Source organism: Sphingopyxis sp. PET50 (assembly GCF_025244705.1).
Taxonomy (GTDB): Bacteria; Pseudomonadota; Alphaproteobacteria; order Sphingomonadales; family Sphingomonadaceae; genus Sphingopyxis.
In genome coordinates, this window is sequence record NZ_CP104207.1 from 2,554,866 (window position 1) to 2,568,855 (window position 13,990).

At 63.4% G+C, this 13,990-nt stretch carries 14 protein-coding genes, 1 tRNA gene and 1 pseudogene; 8 read left to right on the forward strand and 8 right to left on the reverse strand.

What is annotated here, in order from left to right:
* Window positions 1-22 precede the first annotated feature (22 nt).
* Complete coding sequence (locus N0A20_RS13380; RefSeq protein WP_260580853.1) at window positions 23-322, forward strand: hypothetical protein; 300 nt, start codon at window positions 23-25, stop codon at window positions 320-322.
* Between the two features lie 172 nt (window positions 323-494).
* On the opposite strand, the gene N0A20_RS13385 is transcribed toward N0A20_RS13380, so the two are convergent.
* Complete coding sequence (locus N0A20_RS13385) at window positions 495-983, reverse strand: hypothetical protein (RefSeq protein ID WP_260580854.1); 489 nt, start codon at window positions 981-983, stop codon at window positions 495-497.
* Between the two features lie 135 nt (window positions 984-1,118).
* Here N0A20_RS13385 and N0A20_RS13390 point away from each other — a divergent pair, with 135 nt between their 5' ends.
* On the forward strand, window positions 1,119-1,970 hold the full coding sequence (locus tag N0A20_RS13390; RefSeq protein WP_260580855.1) for a hypothetical protein: 852 nt from the start codon (window positions 1,119-1,121) through the stop codon (window positions 1,968-1,970).
* Here N0A20_RS13390 and N0A20_RS13395 read toward each other — a convergent pair.
* The gene (locus tag N0A20_RS13395) at window positions 1,955-3,379 is read right to left on the reverse strand and encodes a class I SAM-dependent methyltransferase (protein WP_260580856.1); all 1,425 of its coding nucleotides are present in this window, start codon (window positions 3,377-3,379) and stop codon (window positions 1,955-1,957) included. The two genes, N0A20_RS13390 and N0A20_RS13395, sit on opposite strands and share 16 nt — an antisense overlap.
* 138 nt (window positions 3,380-3,517) lie before the next feature.
* Window positions 3,518-3,594 (reverse strand) — tRNA-Arg (locus tag N0A20_RS13400).
* Window positions 3,595-3,793: 199 nt separating this feature from the next.
* Here N0A20_RS13400 and N0A20_RS13405 point away from each other — a divergent pair.
* Both N0A20_RS13405 and N0A20_RS13410 read left to right on the forward strand, forming a co-directional pair.
* A complete protein-coding gene (locus N0A20_RS13405) occupies window positions 3,794-4,543 on the forward strand; it encodes a queuosine precursor transporter (protein WP_260580857.1) in 750 nt (249 codons plus the stop codon).
* Window positions 4,544-4,551: 8 nt separating this feature from the next.
* On the forward strand, window positions 4,552-4,923 hold the full coding sequence (locus N0A20_RS13410) for a hypothetical protein (protein ID WP_260580859.1): 372 nt from the start codon (window positions 4,552-4,554) through the stop codon (window positions 4,921-4,923).
* Here the strand turns inward: N0A20_RS13410 and purQ are convergent.
* Complete coding sequence (gene purQ / locus N0A20_RS13415) at window positions 4,885-5,550, reverse strand: phosphoribosylformylglycinamidine synthase subunit PurQ (RefSeq protein ID WP_260580860.1); 666 nt, start codon at window positions 5,548-5,550, stop codon at window positions 4,885-4,887. The two genes, N0A20_RS13410 and purQ, sit on opposite strands and share 39 nt — an antisense overlap.
* A 14-nt stretch (window positions 5,551-5,564) precedes the next feature.
* Window positions 5,565-5,795, reverse strand: coding sequence for a phosphoribosylformylglycinamidine synthase subunit PurS (purS, locus tag N0A20_RS13420; protein WP_260580861.1), 231 nt, complete (start codon window positions 5,793-5,795; stop codon window positions 5,565-5,567).
* 206 nt (window positions 5,796-6,001) lie between these two features.
* Between purS and N0A20_RS13425 the strand changes: the two genes are divergently transcribed.
* From N0A20_RS13425 to N0A20_RS13435, 3 genes are all read left to right on the forward strand, one after another.
* A complete protein-coding gene (locus tag N0A20_RS13425; RefSeq protein WP_260583916.1) occupies window positions 6,002-6,175 on the forward strand; it encodes a bacterioferritin-associated ferredoxin in 174 nt (57 codons plus the stop codon).
* Window positions 6,176-6,276: 101 nt separating this feature from the next.
* Complete coding sequence (gene bfr / locus N0A20_RS13430; protein WP_260580862.1) at window positions 6,277-6,759, forward strand: bacterioferritin; 483 nt, start codon at window positions 6,277-6,279, stop codon at window positions 6,757-6,759.
* 597 nt (window positions 6,760-7,356) lie between these two features.
* Window positions 7,357-7,788: an addiction module antidote protein gene (locus N0A20_RS13435; protein ID WP_260580863.1), complete on the forward strand. Its 432-nt coding sequence runs from the start codon at window positions 7,357-7,359 to the stop codon at window positions 7,786-7,788.
* A 76-nt stretch (window positions 7,789-7,864) separates the two neighbouring features.
* On the opposite strand, the gene N0A20_RS13440 is transcribed toward N0A20_RS13435, so the two are convergent.
* From N0A20_RS13440 to purC, 3 genes are all read right to left on the reverse strand, one after another.
* A complete protein-coding gene (locus N0A20_RS13440; RefSeq protein ID WP_260580864.1) occupies window positions 7,865-8,866 on the reverse strand; it encodes a hypothetical protein in 1,002 nt (333 codons plus the stop codon).
* A 19-nt stretch (window positions 8,867-8,885) separates the two neighbouring features.
* Window positions 8,886-11,804, reverse strand: a complete 2,919-nt coding sequence (locus N0A20_RS13445) for a M16 family metallopeptidase (protein ID WP_260580865.1) — start codon at window positions 11,802-11,804, stop codon at window positions 8,886-8,888.
* A 111-nt stretch (window positions 11,805-11,915) separates the two neighbouring features.
* Window positions 11,916-12,695, reverse strand: a complete 780-nt coding sequence (gene purC / locus N0A20_RS13450; RefSeq protein WP_260580866.1) for a phosphoribosylaminoimidazolesuccinocarboxamide synthase — start codon at window positions 12,693-12,695, stop codon at window positions 11,916-11,918.
* Between the two features lie 301 nt (window positions 12,696-12,996).
* Between purC and N0A20_RS13455 the strand changes: the two are divergent.
* Window positions 12,997-13,921: pseudogene (locus N0A20_RS13455) on the forward strand (crotonase/enoyl-CoA hydratase family protein).
* Window positions 13,922-13,990: the final 69 nt, after the last annotated feature.

Consider the following 13,990-nt stretch of genomic DNA (forward strand, 5'->3'; position numbering starts at 1 on the left):
ACGGCCCGATCCTATCTCTGTCATGCTGGCTGACGGCTACGTTGCCCACCATGCCACCGGGCCGAAGGTCGAAACGGCGGCAGAGCTGGGCATACGGCTAATTGGCGAAGCGCGCACCGCCGCGTTGGACCGGGCATTGGCCAACCTCGGCCGGGGCGTTGAGGCCCTGCAAGCCGACATCGACGTGTTCCAGGGCGATCCTGCCATGCACCTTCGTTACCTCGACGCGCGCGACGAGGCGCTGGCCCTGCATGGGGGGGAGCTCGGCTGGGAGCCTGAGCCGGAACCCGAACCCGACGATGAGGGGAGCGCGGAGCAGTGAGGAAGCCGGGCATCATCGCGGCCGATGCGCCGGGCACCGGCGTCAAGTATGGCAAGCCAGCCGAGCAAGAGCGGCCCTGCCTGCGCTGTCGCAAGCCCTTCATGAGTTACGGGCCCGGCAACCGCTTGTGCGCCGACTGTCGGACCCGTGACGTCAGCCCGTTCGAGCCGGGCTAGTCGCAGGCAGCGCGCACTTGCGTCGTCACGTCTTCTACGTCCGGCCAATCCCAGACCGAGTCACGAAGGTAGAATTTCCAGCTATTGGTCCGTTCGACATACGATGCATTCGCCAGCACCAAGTCGTAAGGAATGATTGCAGCCCGCTCGACCGAATAATCTTCCGAGAATATGACACCAGCGAGATAATCGAAGCCGCCCTTGTCCAAGTCTCGAATGGCGCTCAATTGCCGCGAAGAATTGTGGCGCGTCGGTCTTCTCGATTTCACCTGATACAGCCTTCCCGCAGAGCAAAGCGCATCAGCGCTCTTCGCGGAATTTCCCGCTTGGGTCCAACCAAAGGCCTTGCAAAACAGGTATTCCGCAAAGTCGCCCACGGGATTGTTTGAGCTACGGACGATCCCACGGTTACGAAGCTCTTCACCGATGGACGCGTGAAGGCGTAGCAATTCCGGCGGCGCTAAACTGGATAGTTGCAGCCTCATTCCTCACCCATCGCATCACAGCCGCCGGTCCTGAGTGCGACCAGTTTAACCGGCCCAAGAAATCGCGCAAGGAGTGGACGCCCCTCTGTCGATTCGCCAAAGTCCCGTGACACGAATCATCGGGGCTTCAATCAAATGGATTTCGCAAAGATCAAAGAAGAGGCGTTAACCCATTTCCATGAAGTTTTGCGGCCAGCCACGGCGCAGATTGCTGCAGAAGAGATTGACCACAAAGAAAAGGCAAAAAAGGTCAATGATATTGTTGCCTCGACATACAATGAACTTCGAGAAATCGCGCAAACAATTCAAGATAAGGACGTTAGGCAAAACACCCTTGTTGTGAACCAATATGCTTCGTGTGTAGCAAGCCTGGAATATCGGCATGCAGTATGGCCTTACGAATATATGGCCTTCTCACGCCGGGTAGGCGAGCTCTGGGAACGATTTTGCTGCACTTGCTGGGACGAGCCCTCACGCCCCGGAGTGCAACGAGTTGGTGAGCCGTCCTTTGCCGAGATCACAAGCGCATTGCAGAAGCGCTTGCCAGATGATCCCGAGGTCAAATCCGTTTTTGCCGATGTCTGGGAACTTGTTGGCGAAATCAATATGAAGGAAGACGAGGTATTCTCCGTCGATGATGTTCCGCACGTTGTTGATTTCAAGAGTGGGTTTGGCTCCAACGAAAAGGGGAACACGCTTCGCTTGATCGGGGTCGGGCGGGCATACCGCCTTTGGAACCCAGCCACGCAGCTATTTCTGCTGGTTAGACAGACTGATAATAACAACTATTTGGAAGTTCTAAAGAGGTCAAACCTCTGGCAAGTTCATTGTGGCGAAGAGGCATATAAGAAGATTGATGAACTCACCGGGGCAAACATCAACGACCTCCGCAAGGAAATCGTGAACTTTCAAGAAGACCTAAGCGAGAATTTTTTCAGGGACATTGATGGACAACTTGCGGACCTAAGATCCTATCTGGATTGGTGATCAAATAGAGAATCTATAAAATTCACCCTATCATCATATGTGCTTTCCCAGCCTTTATTTTTTGCGCGAGCGACTATCATGTCAGCTTCAATTTTTTTGCTGTTGCTGAATTTCGGAATCGGGAACCGCTTGATGTAATTTGCTGAATTGTTCGCAGAACTATTCAGAGCCATTTTCACTGCTGTGCTAACGCGATCGGAATTTAGATATATCAACAATGGGGCGATTAATGCTTCATCGTGGGGAAATACACCGACGACACCTTGGTCGAATATTGAATCCTGCATTAGAGAAGCCGAAATCCGACCTGATGTTACCATAGGTATAGCCAGTCCGCGCTTGAAATAGAAATTGGAGTTCTGCAGCCGCGCCTTCTTGTTAGATGCATAAAACTCTACAGCTTTTTTTGACCAATTTATCGCCCACGCGGTGGTCTCTAGGGGTTGGCGATGGCCGCCCTTTATCAAAGGTACGTAATGCGGACCCGACAGAATCCCCGTCTTCTGCTCGTCGACGCTTAGCTGGGTCTCCCTGACATTACCGCCCCACTCGATTGGATGGCCAACTCCACGAACCTTCCCTAGTTCGCTAGAGAACCCGCACCAGCGTAAATTGTCTCCTGAATATATACCTGTTCGGCATTCTGCGATCTCGCCAAGCGTCGTCTCAAAACTATCATGCTTGAGCGCAGCCTTCCGTGCCGGATGCGACCAGCCGCTTTCGACAGTGGCTATAAGTTCTTCGCCCCTAACTTCCTGACCATCATCGGCGAACGATTTCATACTCAACGGCTCTGTTGAGGCTTGGGCATCAACCCATATAATCTTATCGTCAGAGAGTACGGACCTCCCATTCCCGGCAATTATGCAAAGGCTTCCGTAGCCAAAGTTGACGGTCTCAAATCGGCTTGAACGAAATTGAATGATATGCGTCGGCGCACCATGCTTCAAAATCAGCTTTCGGAGAGATTTGTGATAAGCTGAATGCAGAAAGGTATCCGGAATGATAAAGACATATCGACCATCCCCTTTAAGAAGCTGCAAAGAGAAGTGCAGGAATAGTCCGTAAGACTCCCTCGCGTAAACATCTGGATGAATTGACTTTATTAAAGAGCGATATTCCTTACTCATTTTGAGACCAAATGGCGGATTTGCAATGATCGCATCATACTCGCGCTCAAGAATTGTAAATCTTTCCAGAGGGTTTGATACGAAAAGGTCAATAAAGTCCGCCTGCCTCGCTTTTACCCAGGCTGGGAAATTTCTCTCCAAATAGGTTACACTCGTTTCCGAGACGTCAATCGCATCTAGCTTTCGGGGGATGCCGCATAGAGCAGATATGAACGCCCCACGTCCGGCCGATGGCTCTAATACCAACTTGCCGTTAACGTCTCCGAGCAGCGCGGTCATCAGGTCTCGGAGCTCTGGGGCCTCCGTATAATGTTCCTGCAGAGATGGTGCATTTGCGACAGAGGAGAATCGTTGTGTCATAATCCATTCGTTAACTCGCTCTCCGAGGAAAGCTCGCAAAATCTGCCGCTAGTGGCGTGGCGACCCCGGCGTGACTCGAACACGCAACATCCTGCTTAGAAGGCAGGTGCTCTATCCAGTTGAGCTACGGGGCCCCAATACGGTTCGCTACACGGTTCGCTGGAACACCGGCAACGGCTAACCTACAATACTCCCATCCTTTTCGCGACCCAGACCCTCCGCTTAGAAGGCGGGTGCTCTATCCAGCTGAGCTACGGGCGCTTGCACCAAGGCTGTGGAGGGCGCGAATAGCGCGGTTTGCGCGGGGCGCAAAGCAAGATAAGCAGGGGGGCGATGACCGAACCTGCCCAAACCGACGCCACCCCCGCCCCTGTCAGCGCCGCGAGCGTGCGGCATTTCCGCTATTACGACATCGTCATGGCGGCGTTCGTGGCGATCCTGCTGCTCAGCAACATCATCGGGGCGTCGAAGCCCAGCTATATTCCGCTGCCCGACGGCAGCCAGTGGGCGTTCGGCGCCGGGGTGCTGTTCTTTCCGATCAGCTACATCATCGGCGACGTGCTGACCGAGGTCTATGGCTATGCGCGCGCGCGGCGCGTGATATGGACCGGCTTCGCGGCGCTCGCCTTCATGGCCTTCATGGCATGGGTCGTCGTGTCGCTGCCGGCCGCCGAGGGCTGGCCGGGGCAGGAGAGCTATGAATTCGTGTTCGGCAACAGCTGGCGCATCGTCATCGCCTCGATGCTCGCCTTCTGGGTCGGCGAGTTCGCCAACTCCTATGTCCTCGCGCGCATGAAGATCTGGACCGGCGGGCGCTTCCTGTGGATGCGCACGATCGGTTCGACCGTCGTCGGCCAGGGGCTCGACAGCCTGATCTTCTATCCGCTCGCCTTTTACGGCCTCGCGGGCTGGCCGCCCGGACAACTGATGCAGGTCGTGCTGTCGCAATGGCTGATCAAGACCTTGTGGGAAGCGGCGCTGACCCCGGTGACCTATGTCGTCGTCGGCACGCTCAAGCGCCGCGAGGGGGTCGACGTCTATGACGAGGGCACCGACTTCAGCCCGTTCAAGGCGAAGGTCTGACCGCCGCGATGGACGCCGCGACGGCCTCGGCCTTGTACCAGCAGGTCAAGCTCGTGCTGATCGAAGGCAGCGGGCTCGGCAAGGATGCGCTGCATATCTACGCCGGCATGACGGTCTATCTCGCCGTGCGGCTGGGGCTGCGGCGGCTGGCGTGGATGGCGTGGATCGCGGTCGTGATCGCGGCGCTGGTCGACGAATGGCTCGATATCGAGGGCGAATATCTGCGCGGAAGGCTCGCGCCCGAACCGGGGCACTGGCACGATATCTGGAACACCGCCTTATGGCCGGGGGTGCTCGCGCTTGCCGAACGCCGGTGGCCGCGGCCGGGCGCCGCGCCCGGATCAGGCAAGCACGCCGAGCGCAGCCTCGAACAGGCGTAGCCCATCGGTGCCGCCATGCGCGCGGTCGATCGCGCGCTCGGGGTGCGGCATCATGCCGAGCACATTGCCCGCATCGTTGAGTACGCCCGCAATGTCGCGCGCCGAGCCGTTGACCGGCGCGGCATAGCGGAAGGCGACACGCCCCTCGCCTTCCAGCCGGTCGAGCGTCTCGGCATCGGCGAAATAATTGCCGTCGTGGTGCGCGACCGGGATATCGATCGCCTCGCCCGCCCGGTAGCCGGCGGTGAACAGCGACTGGCTGTTTTCGACCGTCAGCGGCACGGTGCGGCAGACGAAGTTCAGCCCCGCGTTGCGCATCAGCGCGCCGGGGAGCAGCCCGGCTTCGGTCAGCACCTGGAAACCGTTGCACACGCCGAGTACCGGCACGCCGCGCGCCGCGGCCTCGCTCACCGCGCCGAGGATCGGCGAACGCGCCGCCATCGCGCCCGAACGCAGATAGTCGCCGTAGGAGAAGCCGCCGGGCAGCGCGATGAAGTCGATGCCGCCCGGCAGTTCGCTGTCGCGGTGCCACACCATCGCGGGAGCGTGGCCGGTGACGGTTTCGAGCGCGACCGCCATGTCGCGGTCGCAGTTGGAGCCGGGAAAGACGATGACGGCGGTCTTCATGGCTCGGGGTCCCTTCAGGCGCGCTGGATGCGGTAGTTTTCGATCACGGTGTTCGCGAGCAGCTTCGCGCACATCGCGTCGAGATCGGCGTCGGAGACGCCGTCGGCGACCTCGAGTTCGATGAAGCGGCCGGCGCGGACATCCTCGACGCCCGCGAACCCCAGCCCTTCGAGCGCATGGTGGATCGCCTTGCCCTGCGGGTCGAGCACCCCCGGTTTCAGCGTCACATAGATGTTCACCTTCATAGGGGGACTTTCATGGGGCGGACCTTTGCTGCGAGCGGCGGGAAGATGGGCGCGCCTATGCCCGCGAATCACCTGCGGGGCAAGGGGGCGGGCGCGGGCGGCGCGCCGGGAAAATGCGGCTGTCCGGAATGCGAACCAGTCGCAACTTTCCTGTTGCGAGTCCGTCGCACTATCCCTACATCGGCCTTGTTGAGAGGGATTCGCATATGGTCGTCTGTGTCTGCAACGCAATAAGGGAAAGCCAGCTGCGCGACGTCGCGCGCAATGGCCAGTTGCGCTGCGCCAAGGCCGCCTATGCGCAACTGGGTCGCAAACCCAAGTGCGGCCAGTGCCTGTCATTCGCTCGCAATATCATCAGCGAAGTCGCCGCGACCGCCTGATTTTTCTCGGTTTTCCGCCATTTTTGACCTTGGCCTGACGGGGCCGGGGCGCGTATAATGCGCCCACCCCATTCCCAAGACAAAAAGACAGGACGGACATCATGAAGGGCGACGACAAGGTCATCGATTTCCTCAACGAGGCGCTGAAGAACGAGCTGACCGCGATCAACCAATATTGGCTGCATTACCGGATGCTCGACAATTGGGGCGTCGCGAAGCTCGCGCATTTCGAGCGCGAGGAATCGATCGACGAGATGAAGCACGCCGACAAGCTGGCCGACCGCATCCTCTTCCTGGGCGGCCTGCCCAATTTCCAGATGCTGGGCCGCCTGCGCGTCGGCGAGACGGTCGAGGAAATCCTCAAGGCCGACCTCGCGCTCGAGGAAGAGGCGATCCCGCTGCTGAAGGATGCGATCGCGCATTCGGAAAGCGTGCGCGACTATGTCAGCCGCGACCTGTTCGCCGACATCCTCGAAAGCGAGGAGCATCATGTCGACGAGCTGGAGAAGCAGTTCGAGATGATCGAGCGCATGGGGCTGGAAAATTATGTCCAGCTGCAGTCGAAATCGGTCGGGGACGATTGATGATTTATCCCCTCCCCTTCGGGGGAGGAATTCGATAAGAATTTGGCGATGATGTCTTTTGCAGACTCAGGACGGGAATGACCGCTTTCGGGCGGAAGCGGACGCAGGCTTATCGGCGGCACCGAAGGCGCAGTGCGCCGACGTGAGTGAGATTGATTTCGCACAAAGGCACAAAGGCACGAAGAGGGCCGTTCGCGGCCGAAAGGCCGCCTTTTCATCGGCGTCGACGCTTTGACGAGGTCGAAGAGGTAAAGCCGCTTCGCGGCAAGCACGACATCTTCGTGCCTTTGTGCCTTTGTGCGAAACATAATATCCGCCCCATCAGCCTCGAACAACGCTTGCTGAGCGCGTCGCCAAACATCCGCCTAACCCGATCCCGACGGGCCGCTTGGGTTTGCAAAGGATATAATCGCCAAAAATTCACAGGTGCCCACGGGCGCCTCTTTTTTTGCTTGTCTTTGAGAATAATTCTCAATAGCAAAGTGAGGCAGTCCCCTCCTGCTAAGCCGCTGCACCATGCAGCGGTCGACGGCTTTTTCCGGATCCGGCCCGGGATTGCGCCAATCAACCGGACCGCACGGGAAAGGGACGCGACCCATGGAATCGAGCACGCTGATCCGCAGGCTGACCGAACAGCCGCTGATCCGCGACCTGCCCGTCGATGCCGCCCAGGCCGTGCTGGCGCTCCGCTATTGCATCCTCTGCCGCCGCAGCGAACGCGACCCGATGCCCGAACTCGAACGGCGCTGGGGCAATATCCTCGCGGCGCGGCGCTTTCGGCTGGTGGTCGAGGCGATCGGCCACAGCTGGCCCGACCCCTTCGCCGTCGCCCCGCCCTGCTGCCCGCGCGTCAGCTTCGACGAGAGCCTGCTCGCGGCGATGATCGGCGCCTCCGGCCGCCGCGACCGCGCGCGGTTCGACGTGCTGACGGGCGAGATGCTGGGTAGCGATGCACGCGAGATGATCTTTGTCGCGCTCGAGAATTTCCTCCGCGCACGAGCGCCGGGCATATTACCGACGCGCGACTGAACAGCACGGAAGTCTGGAGGCTGTCCTGTTCGGGCGGAATCGCTCAGGGCTACGGTTCAGTTTAAACAGGACGATTCTAGCGCGGGGACGCTCCGCCGATCGCCTGGCGGATCGCCGCCAGCGGCGCGCCGTCGTCGAACCGCACACCCCGGCCATCGCCGATCACGCCCAGCGAGGCGAACAGCGCCGGCAGGTCGACCGGCGCCGCCGCGTCGCGCATCTCGGCGTAAAGCACTGACAGGATGCCGGTGCCGGTCGCCCGGTCTCCGACGGCGGCGATCCGCTCCATCGTCGACGCCGTCCGGTTGCCGCCACTGGCCGCGTTGATCGCGCGAAAGGCATGCTCGACGCCCATTTTGCCCCGCGTCGTCCGGCGAATACGAACATCGGCGAGCAGCCAGAAGATCGCGCCGCCCCAATAGGTCCGTCCCCAGGTGGAGGTGTGGTCGAGCCCCGCGTCGCCCGGCGCGGGCAGGCCCTGCGGCATGCCCCGCACCATTCCGCGCCACAATTGCTGCTGCGACAGCTTGCCGAGCCGCGCGCGGGCGACCGGCTCGGCATAGGTCGCGCTGCCTTCGAGCGCCCAGAACTGGTTGGCGGGCAGGGTGGGCAGCATCAGGTGCAGCATTTCGTGCACCATCACCCAGTCGCGCGCATAGGTCGCGGCATCGGCACCGCGCCCGACGGCAACGCGGATCGTCGAACTGCCATAGCCCCAGGTCGTCGCGCGGCCGACGCGGCGCCCCTCCTGCGCGACGATCAGCAGCGACAGGCGCGGGACCGGAAAGCGGCCACCGAGATAGGCGGCGACCGTCTCCGCGCTGCCGCGCACCCAAGCCAGCGCCGGGGCGCGGTCGAAACCGGGTGCGCCATCGGCAAAGACGATGTCGATCGCGCCGCCCGCGACCTCGATCGTCACCGGCAGGTCCGATTTCAGCCCTTCGCGGACCTGCCGCAGGCGGCCGTAGCGCGGCGCCTGCGCCCATGCGGGGCCGAGGGTTCCGATCGCAACGGCCGGAGCGAGCGTCGCCAACAGCGCGCGGCGCGAGAGCAGGGAGCGGCTGCGGACTTCAGGCACGCGAAAGCCGCCGCCTACGTCACTGCGCGGCGGCCGTTCCCGCGGAACCCGCCTTGTCGCTCACTGCCTTGATGACCAGCGCCTTGTCGTCCGTGAGATAGCGTTTGGCGAGCGCCTGCAGTTCGGCCGGCGTCGCCGCTTCGACTTCGGCGATACTCTTGCGGCTGCGGTCGAGCCGCGCTTCCTTGCTCGTCGCGGCGGCCACATAGGGAATCCAGTAGCCATTCTCGCGCCGCGCCTTGGTCATCGCCTCCAGCATCGGCTTGCGCGCGCGGTCGAGCAGGTCCGCATCGACCGGCGCGTCGCGCAATTCGCCGGCGATGCGGAGGATCGCGGCGCGGGTGGTCGCGATATCCTTGTAATCGATGTTGCTCGCCGCGAAGAGATGCCCATAGCCGGGGAAATCGTCGGACAGGCTGGCCCCCGCACCGGGGCTGTAGCTTTCGCCGAGCTTTTCGCGCAATTCCTCGGTCAGCATCAGCTGCATCACCCGCGACAGCAGCTGCAGCCGCATCGCCTCGGCGAGGTCGCTGTCGTCGCGCGCGGGCCAATAGACGCGCAGTTCGGCCTGTTCGGCGGGCCCCTTGTGGATCAGCGTGCGCTCGCTGCGGTCCTGCGCATATTCGCGGATGCGCGCCTCGGGCCGCGGGTCGAAGGCGGGCCGCCGTTCGGGCAGCGCCCCGAAGGTCGCGGCGATCGCGTCGATCGCTGCCTGTTCGTCGATGTCGCCGACGACGCCGATCTCGATCGCGCCATGTTCGAAGCTGTCGGCGACCGCCGGCTTCAGACTGGCCCAGTCGAGCGCCAGCATCTTGTCGAGCGGCGGGGTCGTCGCGCGCGGATCATTGTTGGCGAGGATGCCGCCGGCGTCGCGGCTGAGCACCGCGCCCGGCGTCGCGTCGTTCGCGGCATATTGCTGCGGCAGGATGCGGCGGATCAGTGCCAGCCCGTCGGGGCGGTAGCCGGGGTGGGTCAGATACGCCGCCATCAGCTGCGCCTGCAGCTGGAAATCGCCGGGCGAGGTGCGCGCGGTGCCGCCGAAGCTGTCGGTCGCGCTGCCGACGCTGCCGCTCACCGTGCGCCCGGCGAGGATCGTGCTCAGCTCGTCGCGGCTGTGCGCCTCGAGTCCGCCGACGCTGATCGAGCCCGCGAGCGCGACGCGCGTCGGGTCCTCCTTTGTCGCGAGCAGGCTGCCGCCGTCCACGCGCAGCGCCAGATAGACGGTATCCTTCTGATAGTCGGTCCGCTTGATGTTGAGCATGACGTTGTTCGCGAAGCGGAGGCGGCGGATGCCGAGGTCCTCGATCCGCGTGTCGCTGACGACCGTCCCCGGCGTGCCGAAATCGGTATAGGCGAAGGCGGCGCTGGCCGCGGCGGCGGGCGCGGCGACCGCGACCCGCTGCGACGCCTGGAGCGCCGCGAGGATCGCGTCGGTGCCGCCCTCGATCGGCGTCTTCGACGTCACGCGGACGAGCGGGGCGCCGAGCCCGGCGAGGCGGTTGCGGAAGGCCGCGCTGACCGCTTCGGCGCTGAGCGAGGGCGCGGCCGCCTCGAACAGCGCCTGCGCGGTTTCGGGGCGGACGACGACGAAATCACCCTTGGCCGCCTCGACCAGCACATTGGCGAGATTCTCGCTGCGCCGCGTATCGACCCCCGCAACCGCATTCTTCAGCGCGGTGCGGCGGTTGGCGAGCTGTTCGTCGACCTCGGCCTGGGTGAAGCCGTGCTGCGCGGCGCGGCGCCATTCCTGTTCGATCAGCGCCTGCGCTTCGCGCCACGCCCCTTCTTTGGCGGTCGCGCCGATCGTCACCTGGTCGAAGACGTCCCAGCCGTTCGCATCGCCGAAATAGCCGTTCAGGATCGGCGAATCCTCAGCCAGCGCCAGTTTGGCGAGGCGGCGCGAAACGATCGCCTCGCCGATGCCCTCGGCCAGATCCTTCGCGCGCTTCGCCTTGGTATCGGGCAATTTCACCCATGGCTTGAACGCGGTGATCGTCACCCCGTCGGCGATCGCGGGATCGACGAAGTCGTCGGCGGCCGACGGACGCCGGTAATCGATCGTGCCGAGATCGGGGTCGGCGCCCGCGGGGCCGCGCCCCGTCCAGTCGCCGAAGCGCGCCTTGATCTTCGCCTCGACCGCCGCCGGGTCGAAATCGCCGACCATCACCAGCGTCGCGCGCTCGGGGCGGTAATAGCGGTCGTACAGGTCGCGGATGCGCGCCGCGGGGGCCGACTGGATCACCTCGACCGTGCCGACCGGGATGCGGTTCGGGGCGATGACGCCCTTCATCTGGAAATCGAGCTGGTCGATCAGGCTGCGCAGCTGATAGGTGTCGCGCGCGCGCCGTTCGGACAGGATGATGCCGCGTTCGCGGTCGACCGCCGCCGGATCGATCGTCAGCTCGCTCGCGGTCTCGCGCATCAGCATCAGCCCGGTATCGACCAGGTCGTCGGAGGCGTTGGGCAGGTCGAGCTGATAGATGGTCGCGTCGAAACCCGTCTGGGCATTGGTATCGGCGCCGAAGGCCAGCCCCTTGCGTTCGAGCAATTTGACCATTTCGCCCTCGGGCACATTGGTCGATCCGTTGAACGCCATATGCTCCAGGAAATGGGCAAGGCCGCGCTGGTCGTCGGCCTCGGCGAAACTGCCGACGTCGAAACGCATGCGGATCGACACGCTGTCCCTGGGCGTGCTGTTCTTCAGCAGCGCATATTTCATCCCGTTGGGCAGCACGCCGAAGACGATGTTCGCATCGACCGGCACGTCGCTGGCCGCGAAGTTCCACGCGCGCGCGGCGTCGGTCTGGGGATTGGCGGCCGCGGCGGCGGGCGGCGCTGCCGGTGCCGGATCGGCGGAAAAGGCCGGGCCGGTCGTGGCGAGGAGCAGGACGAGGGGCGAAAGCGCGAGCGTGGCGCGCCGGATCGGGCGGGATGTCATCGCACCGGTCTGGCGGCGGTCGCGAAGCGGGTCAAGCGCCGGTCAACCGGCCGGCACGGCGCTTTCGACAGACGACATGGGATCTCGCGCGCTCGCCTTGCGGCGGAAGCCTCAGCTGCCCTTCTTCTTCCGGTGGCTGTCGAGGTCGAGTACCGCATGGTCGCCGCCCTCGGGGAGCAGGCCGAGGCGGCGCGCGACCTCCTGATAGGCTTCGACCTCGCCGCCGAGGTCGCGGCGGAAGCGGTCCTTGTCGAGCTTTTCGTTGGTCGTCATGTCCCACAGGCGGCAGCCGTCGGGGCTGATCTCGTCGGCGAGGATGATGCGGCTGAAATCGCCCTCGTAGAGACGGCCGAATTCGAGCTTGAAGTCGACGAGGCGGATGCCGACCGCGGCGAACATGCCCGACATGAAATCGTTGATGCGGATCGCCATGTCCTGGATGTCGTGGAGCTCGTCCTGGCTGCACCAGTTGAAGCAGGCGATATGCTCCTCGGCGACGAGCGGGTCGCCGAGCGCGTCGTCCTTGTAGCAATATTCGATCAGCGTGCGGGGAAGCTGCGTCCCCTCCTCGATGCCGAGCCGCTTCGACAGCGTGCCCGCGGCGACGTTGCGCACGATCACCTCGATCGGCACGATCTCGACCTGGCGGATCAGCTGCTCGCGCATGTTGAGGCGGCGGATGAAGTGCGTCGGCACGCCGATGTTGCCGAGCAGCGTGAAGACATGCTCCGAAATGCGGTTGTTGAGCACGCCCTTGCCACTGATCGTGCCCTTTTTCTGCGCGTTGAACGCGGTCGCATCGTCCTTGAAATACTGGATCAGCGTGCCCGGTTCGGGGCCTTCGTAGAGGATCTTGGCTTTGCCTTCGTAGATCTGGCGGCGACGGGCCATGGCTGCGTACTTTCCTGTGCGTCAAAATAGCTGGCCCCGGCGAATACGACTCATCAAGAGGCGCGGCGCCGGGGCGGTTCGGGCGGCCTATAGCGGCAAAGGCCGGGCGCGTCACCAGTCACGTCGCCCCCGCGCAGGCGGGGGCCGCAGTCGGCCTGTTTCCATGCTGCTGCGTAAACCGATTGCGGCCCCCGCCTGCGCGGGGGCGACGATCCCATTTACGTCTTTACGCTTACGTAAACCAGAGCTTGCCTTCGCGCGCGTCGCTTGCGACCATGGCCGCAAAGACAAGGAGAGAGACATGAGCTTCGAAGAGATTCGCCTCGACCGGCACGAGGGCATCGCGCTGCTGACGCTGTACCGGCCCGGCCGGATGAACGCCTTCACCACCACGATGATGACCGAGATCGTTGCAGCGCTCGACGAATGCGACGCCGACGACGGCGTGCGCGCGGTGGTGTTCACCGGCGACGGCGACCGCGCCTATTGCGCCGGAGCGGATCTTGGCGGCGGCGCCGCGACCTTCGATTACGACAAGCGCACCGACAAGGCGGCGCTGCTGCCCGAGGGCGTCGCGGCGAGCCCGGTCGCCGAGGACGGCACGATCGACTGGTCGCACCCGCTGGTCCGCGACGGCGGCGGACGCGTGTCGATGCGCATCTTCGAGGCGAAGAAGCCGGTGATCGGCGCGATCAACGGCGCCGCGGTCGGCATCGGCGCGACGATGACGCTGCCGATGGACGCGCGGCTCGCGAGCGAGACCGCGCGCTACGGCTTCGTCTTCGCGCGCCGCGGCATCGTGCCCGAAGCGGCGTCGAGCTGGTTCCTGCCGCGCCTCGTCGGCATCCAGACCGCGCTCGACTGGTGCTATTCGGGCCAAGCTGATCCCCGCCGCCGAAGCGCAGGAAAAGGGGCTGGTGCAGTCGGTCCATGCGCCGGGCGAACTGGTCGATGCGGCGATCGCGAAGGCGCGCGAGCTGACCGAGGGCAGCGCCCCCGTGTCGGTCGCGCTGACCCGCCACATGATGTGGCGCATGCTCGGCGCGCCGCACCCGATGAGCGCGCATCGCTGGGACAGCCGCGTGATCTTCGCGCGCGGGCGCAGCCCCGATGCCGCCGAGGGCGTGACCAGCTTCCTCGAAAAGCGCGCGCCGAATTTCACCGCGAGCGTCGCGAACGATTATCCGTCGTTCGGCGAGTGGGAGGATGCGCCGCCTTATGGCTAATATCCTTCTCCCCTTGGGAGAAGGATAGGGAGCCTTGGCGCACAGCGCCTAGGCGAACTTGGATGAGGG

What these genes read in the sequence shown, in the direction of transcription:
- N0A20_RS13380 (WP_260580853.1), top strand. Translation starts at nt 23, where the DNA reads ATGCTGGCTGACGGCTACGTTGCCCACCATGCCACCGGGCCGAAGGTC.
- N0A20_RS13385 (WP_260580854.1), bottom strand. Translation starts at nt 983, where the DNA reads ATGAGGCTGCAACTATCCAGTTTAGCGCCGCCGGAATTGCTACGCCTT.
- N0A20_RS13390 (WP_260580855.1), top strand. Translation starts at nt 1,119, where the DNA reads ATGGATTTCGCAAAGATCAAAGAAGAGGCGTTAACCCATTTCCATGAA.
- N0A20_RS13395 (WP_260580856.1), bottom strand. Translation starts at nt 3,379, where the DNA reads ATGACCGCGCTGCTCGGAGACGTTAACGGCAAGTTGGTATTAGAGCCA.
- N0A20_RS13405 (WP_260580857.1), top strand. Translation starts at nt 3,794, where the DNA reads ATGACCGAACCTGCCCAAACCGACGCCACCCCCGCCCCTGTCAGCGCC.
- N0A20_RS13410 (WP_260580859.1), top strand. Translation starts at nt 4,552, where the DNA reads ATGGACGCCGCGACGGCCTCGGCCTTGTACCAGCAGGTCAAGCTCGTG.
- purQ (WP_260580860.1), bottom strand. Translation starts at nt 5,550, where the DNA reads ATGAAGACCGCCGTCATCGTCTTTCCCGGCTCCAACTGCGACCGCGAC.
- purS (WP_260580861.1), bottom strand. Translation starts at nt 5,795, where the DNA reads ATGAAGGTGAACATCTATGTGACGCTGAAACCGGGGGTGCTCGACCCG.
- N0A20_RS13425 (WP_260583916.1), top strand. Translation starts at nt 6,002, where the DNA reads ATGGTCGTCTGTGTCTGCAACGCAATAAGGGAAAGCCAGCTGCGCGAC.
- bfr (WP_260580862.1), top strand. Translation starts at nt 6,277, where the DNA reads ATGAAGGGCGACGACAAGGTCATCGATTTCCTCAACGAGGCGCTGAAG.
- N0A20_RS13435 (WP_260580863.1), top strand. Translation starts at nt 7,357, where the DNA reads ATGGAATCGAGCACGCTGATCCGCAGGCTGACCGAACAGCCGCTGATC.
- N0A20_RS13445 (WP_260580865.1), bottom strand. Translation starts at nt 11,804, where the DNA reads ATGACATCCCGCCCGATCCGGCGCGCCACGCTCGCGCTTTCGCCCCTC.
- purC (WP_260580866.1), bottom strand. Translation starts at nt 12,695, where the DNA reads ATGGCCCGTCGCCGCCAGATCTACGAAGGCAAAGCCAAGATCCTCTAC.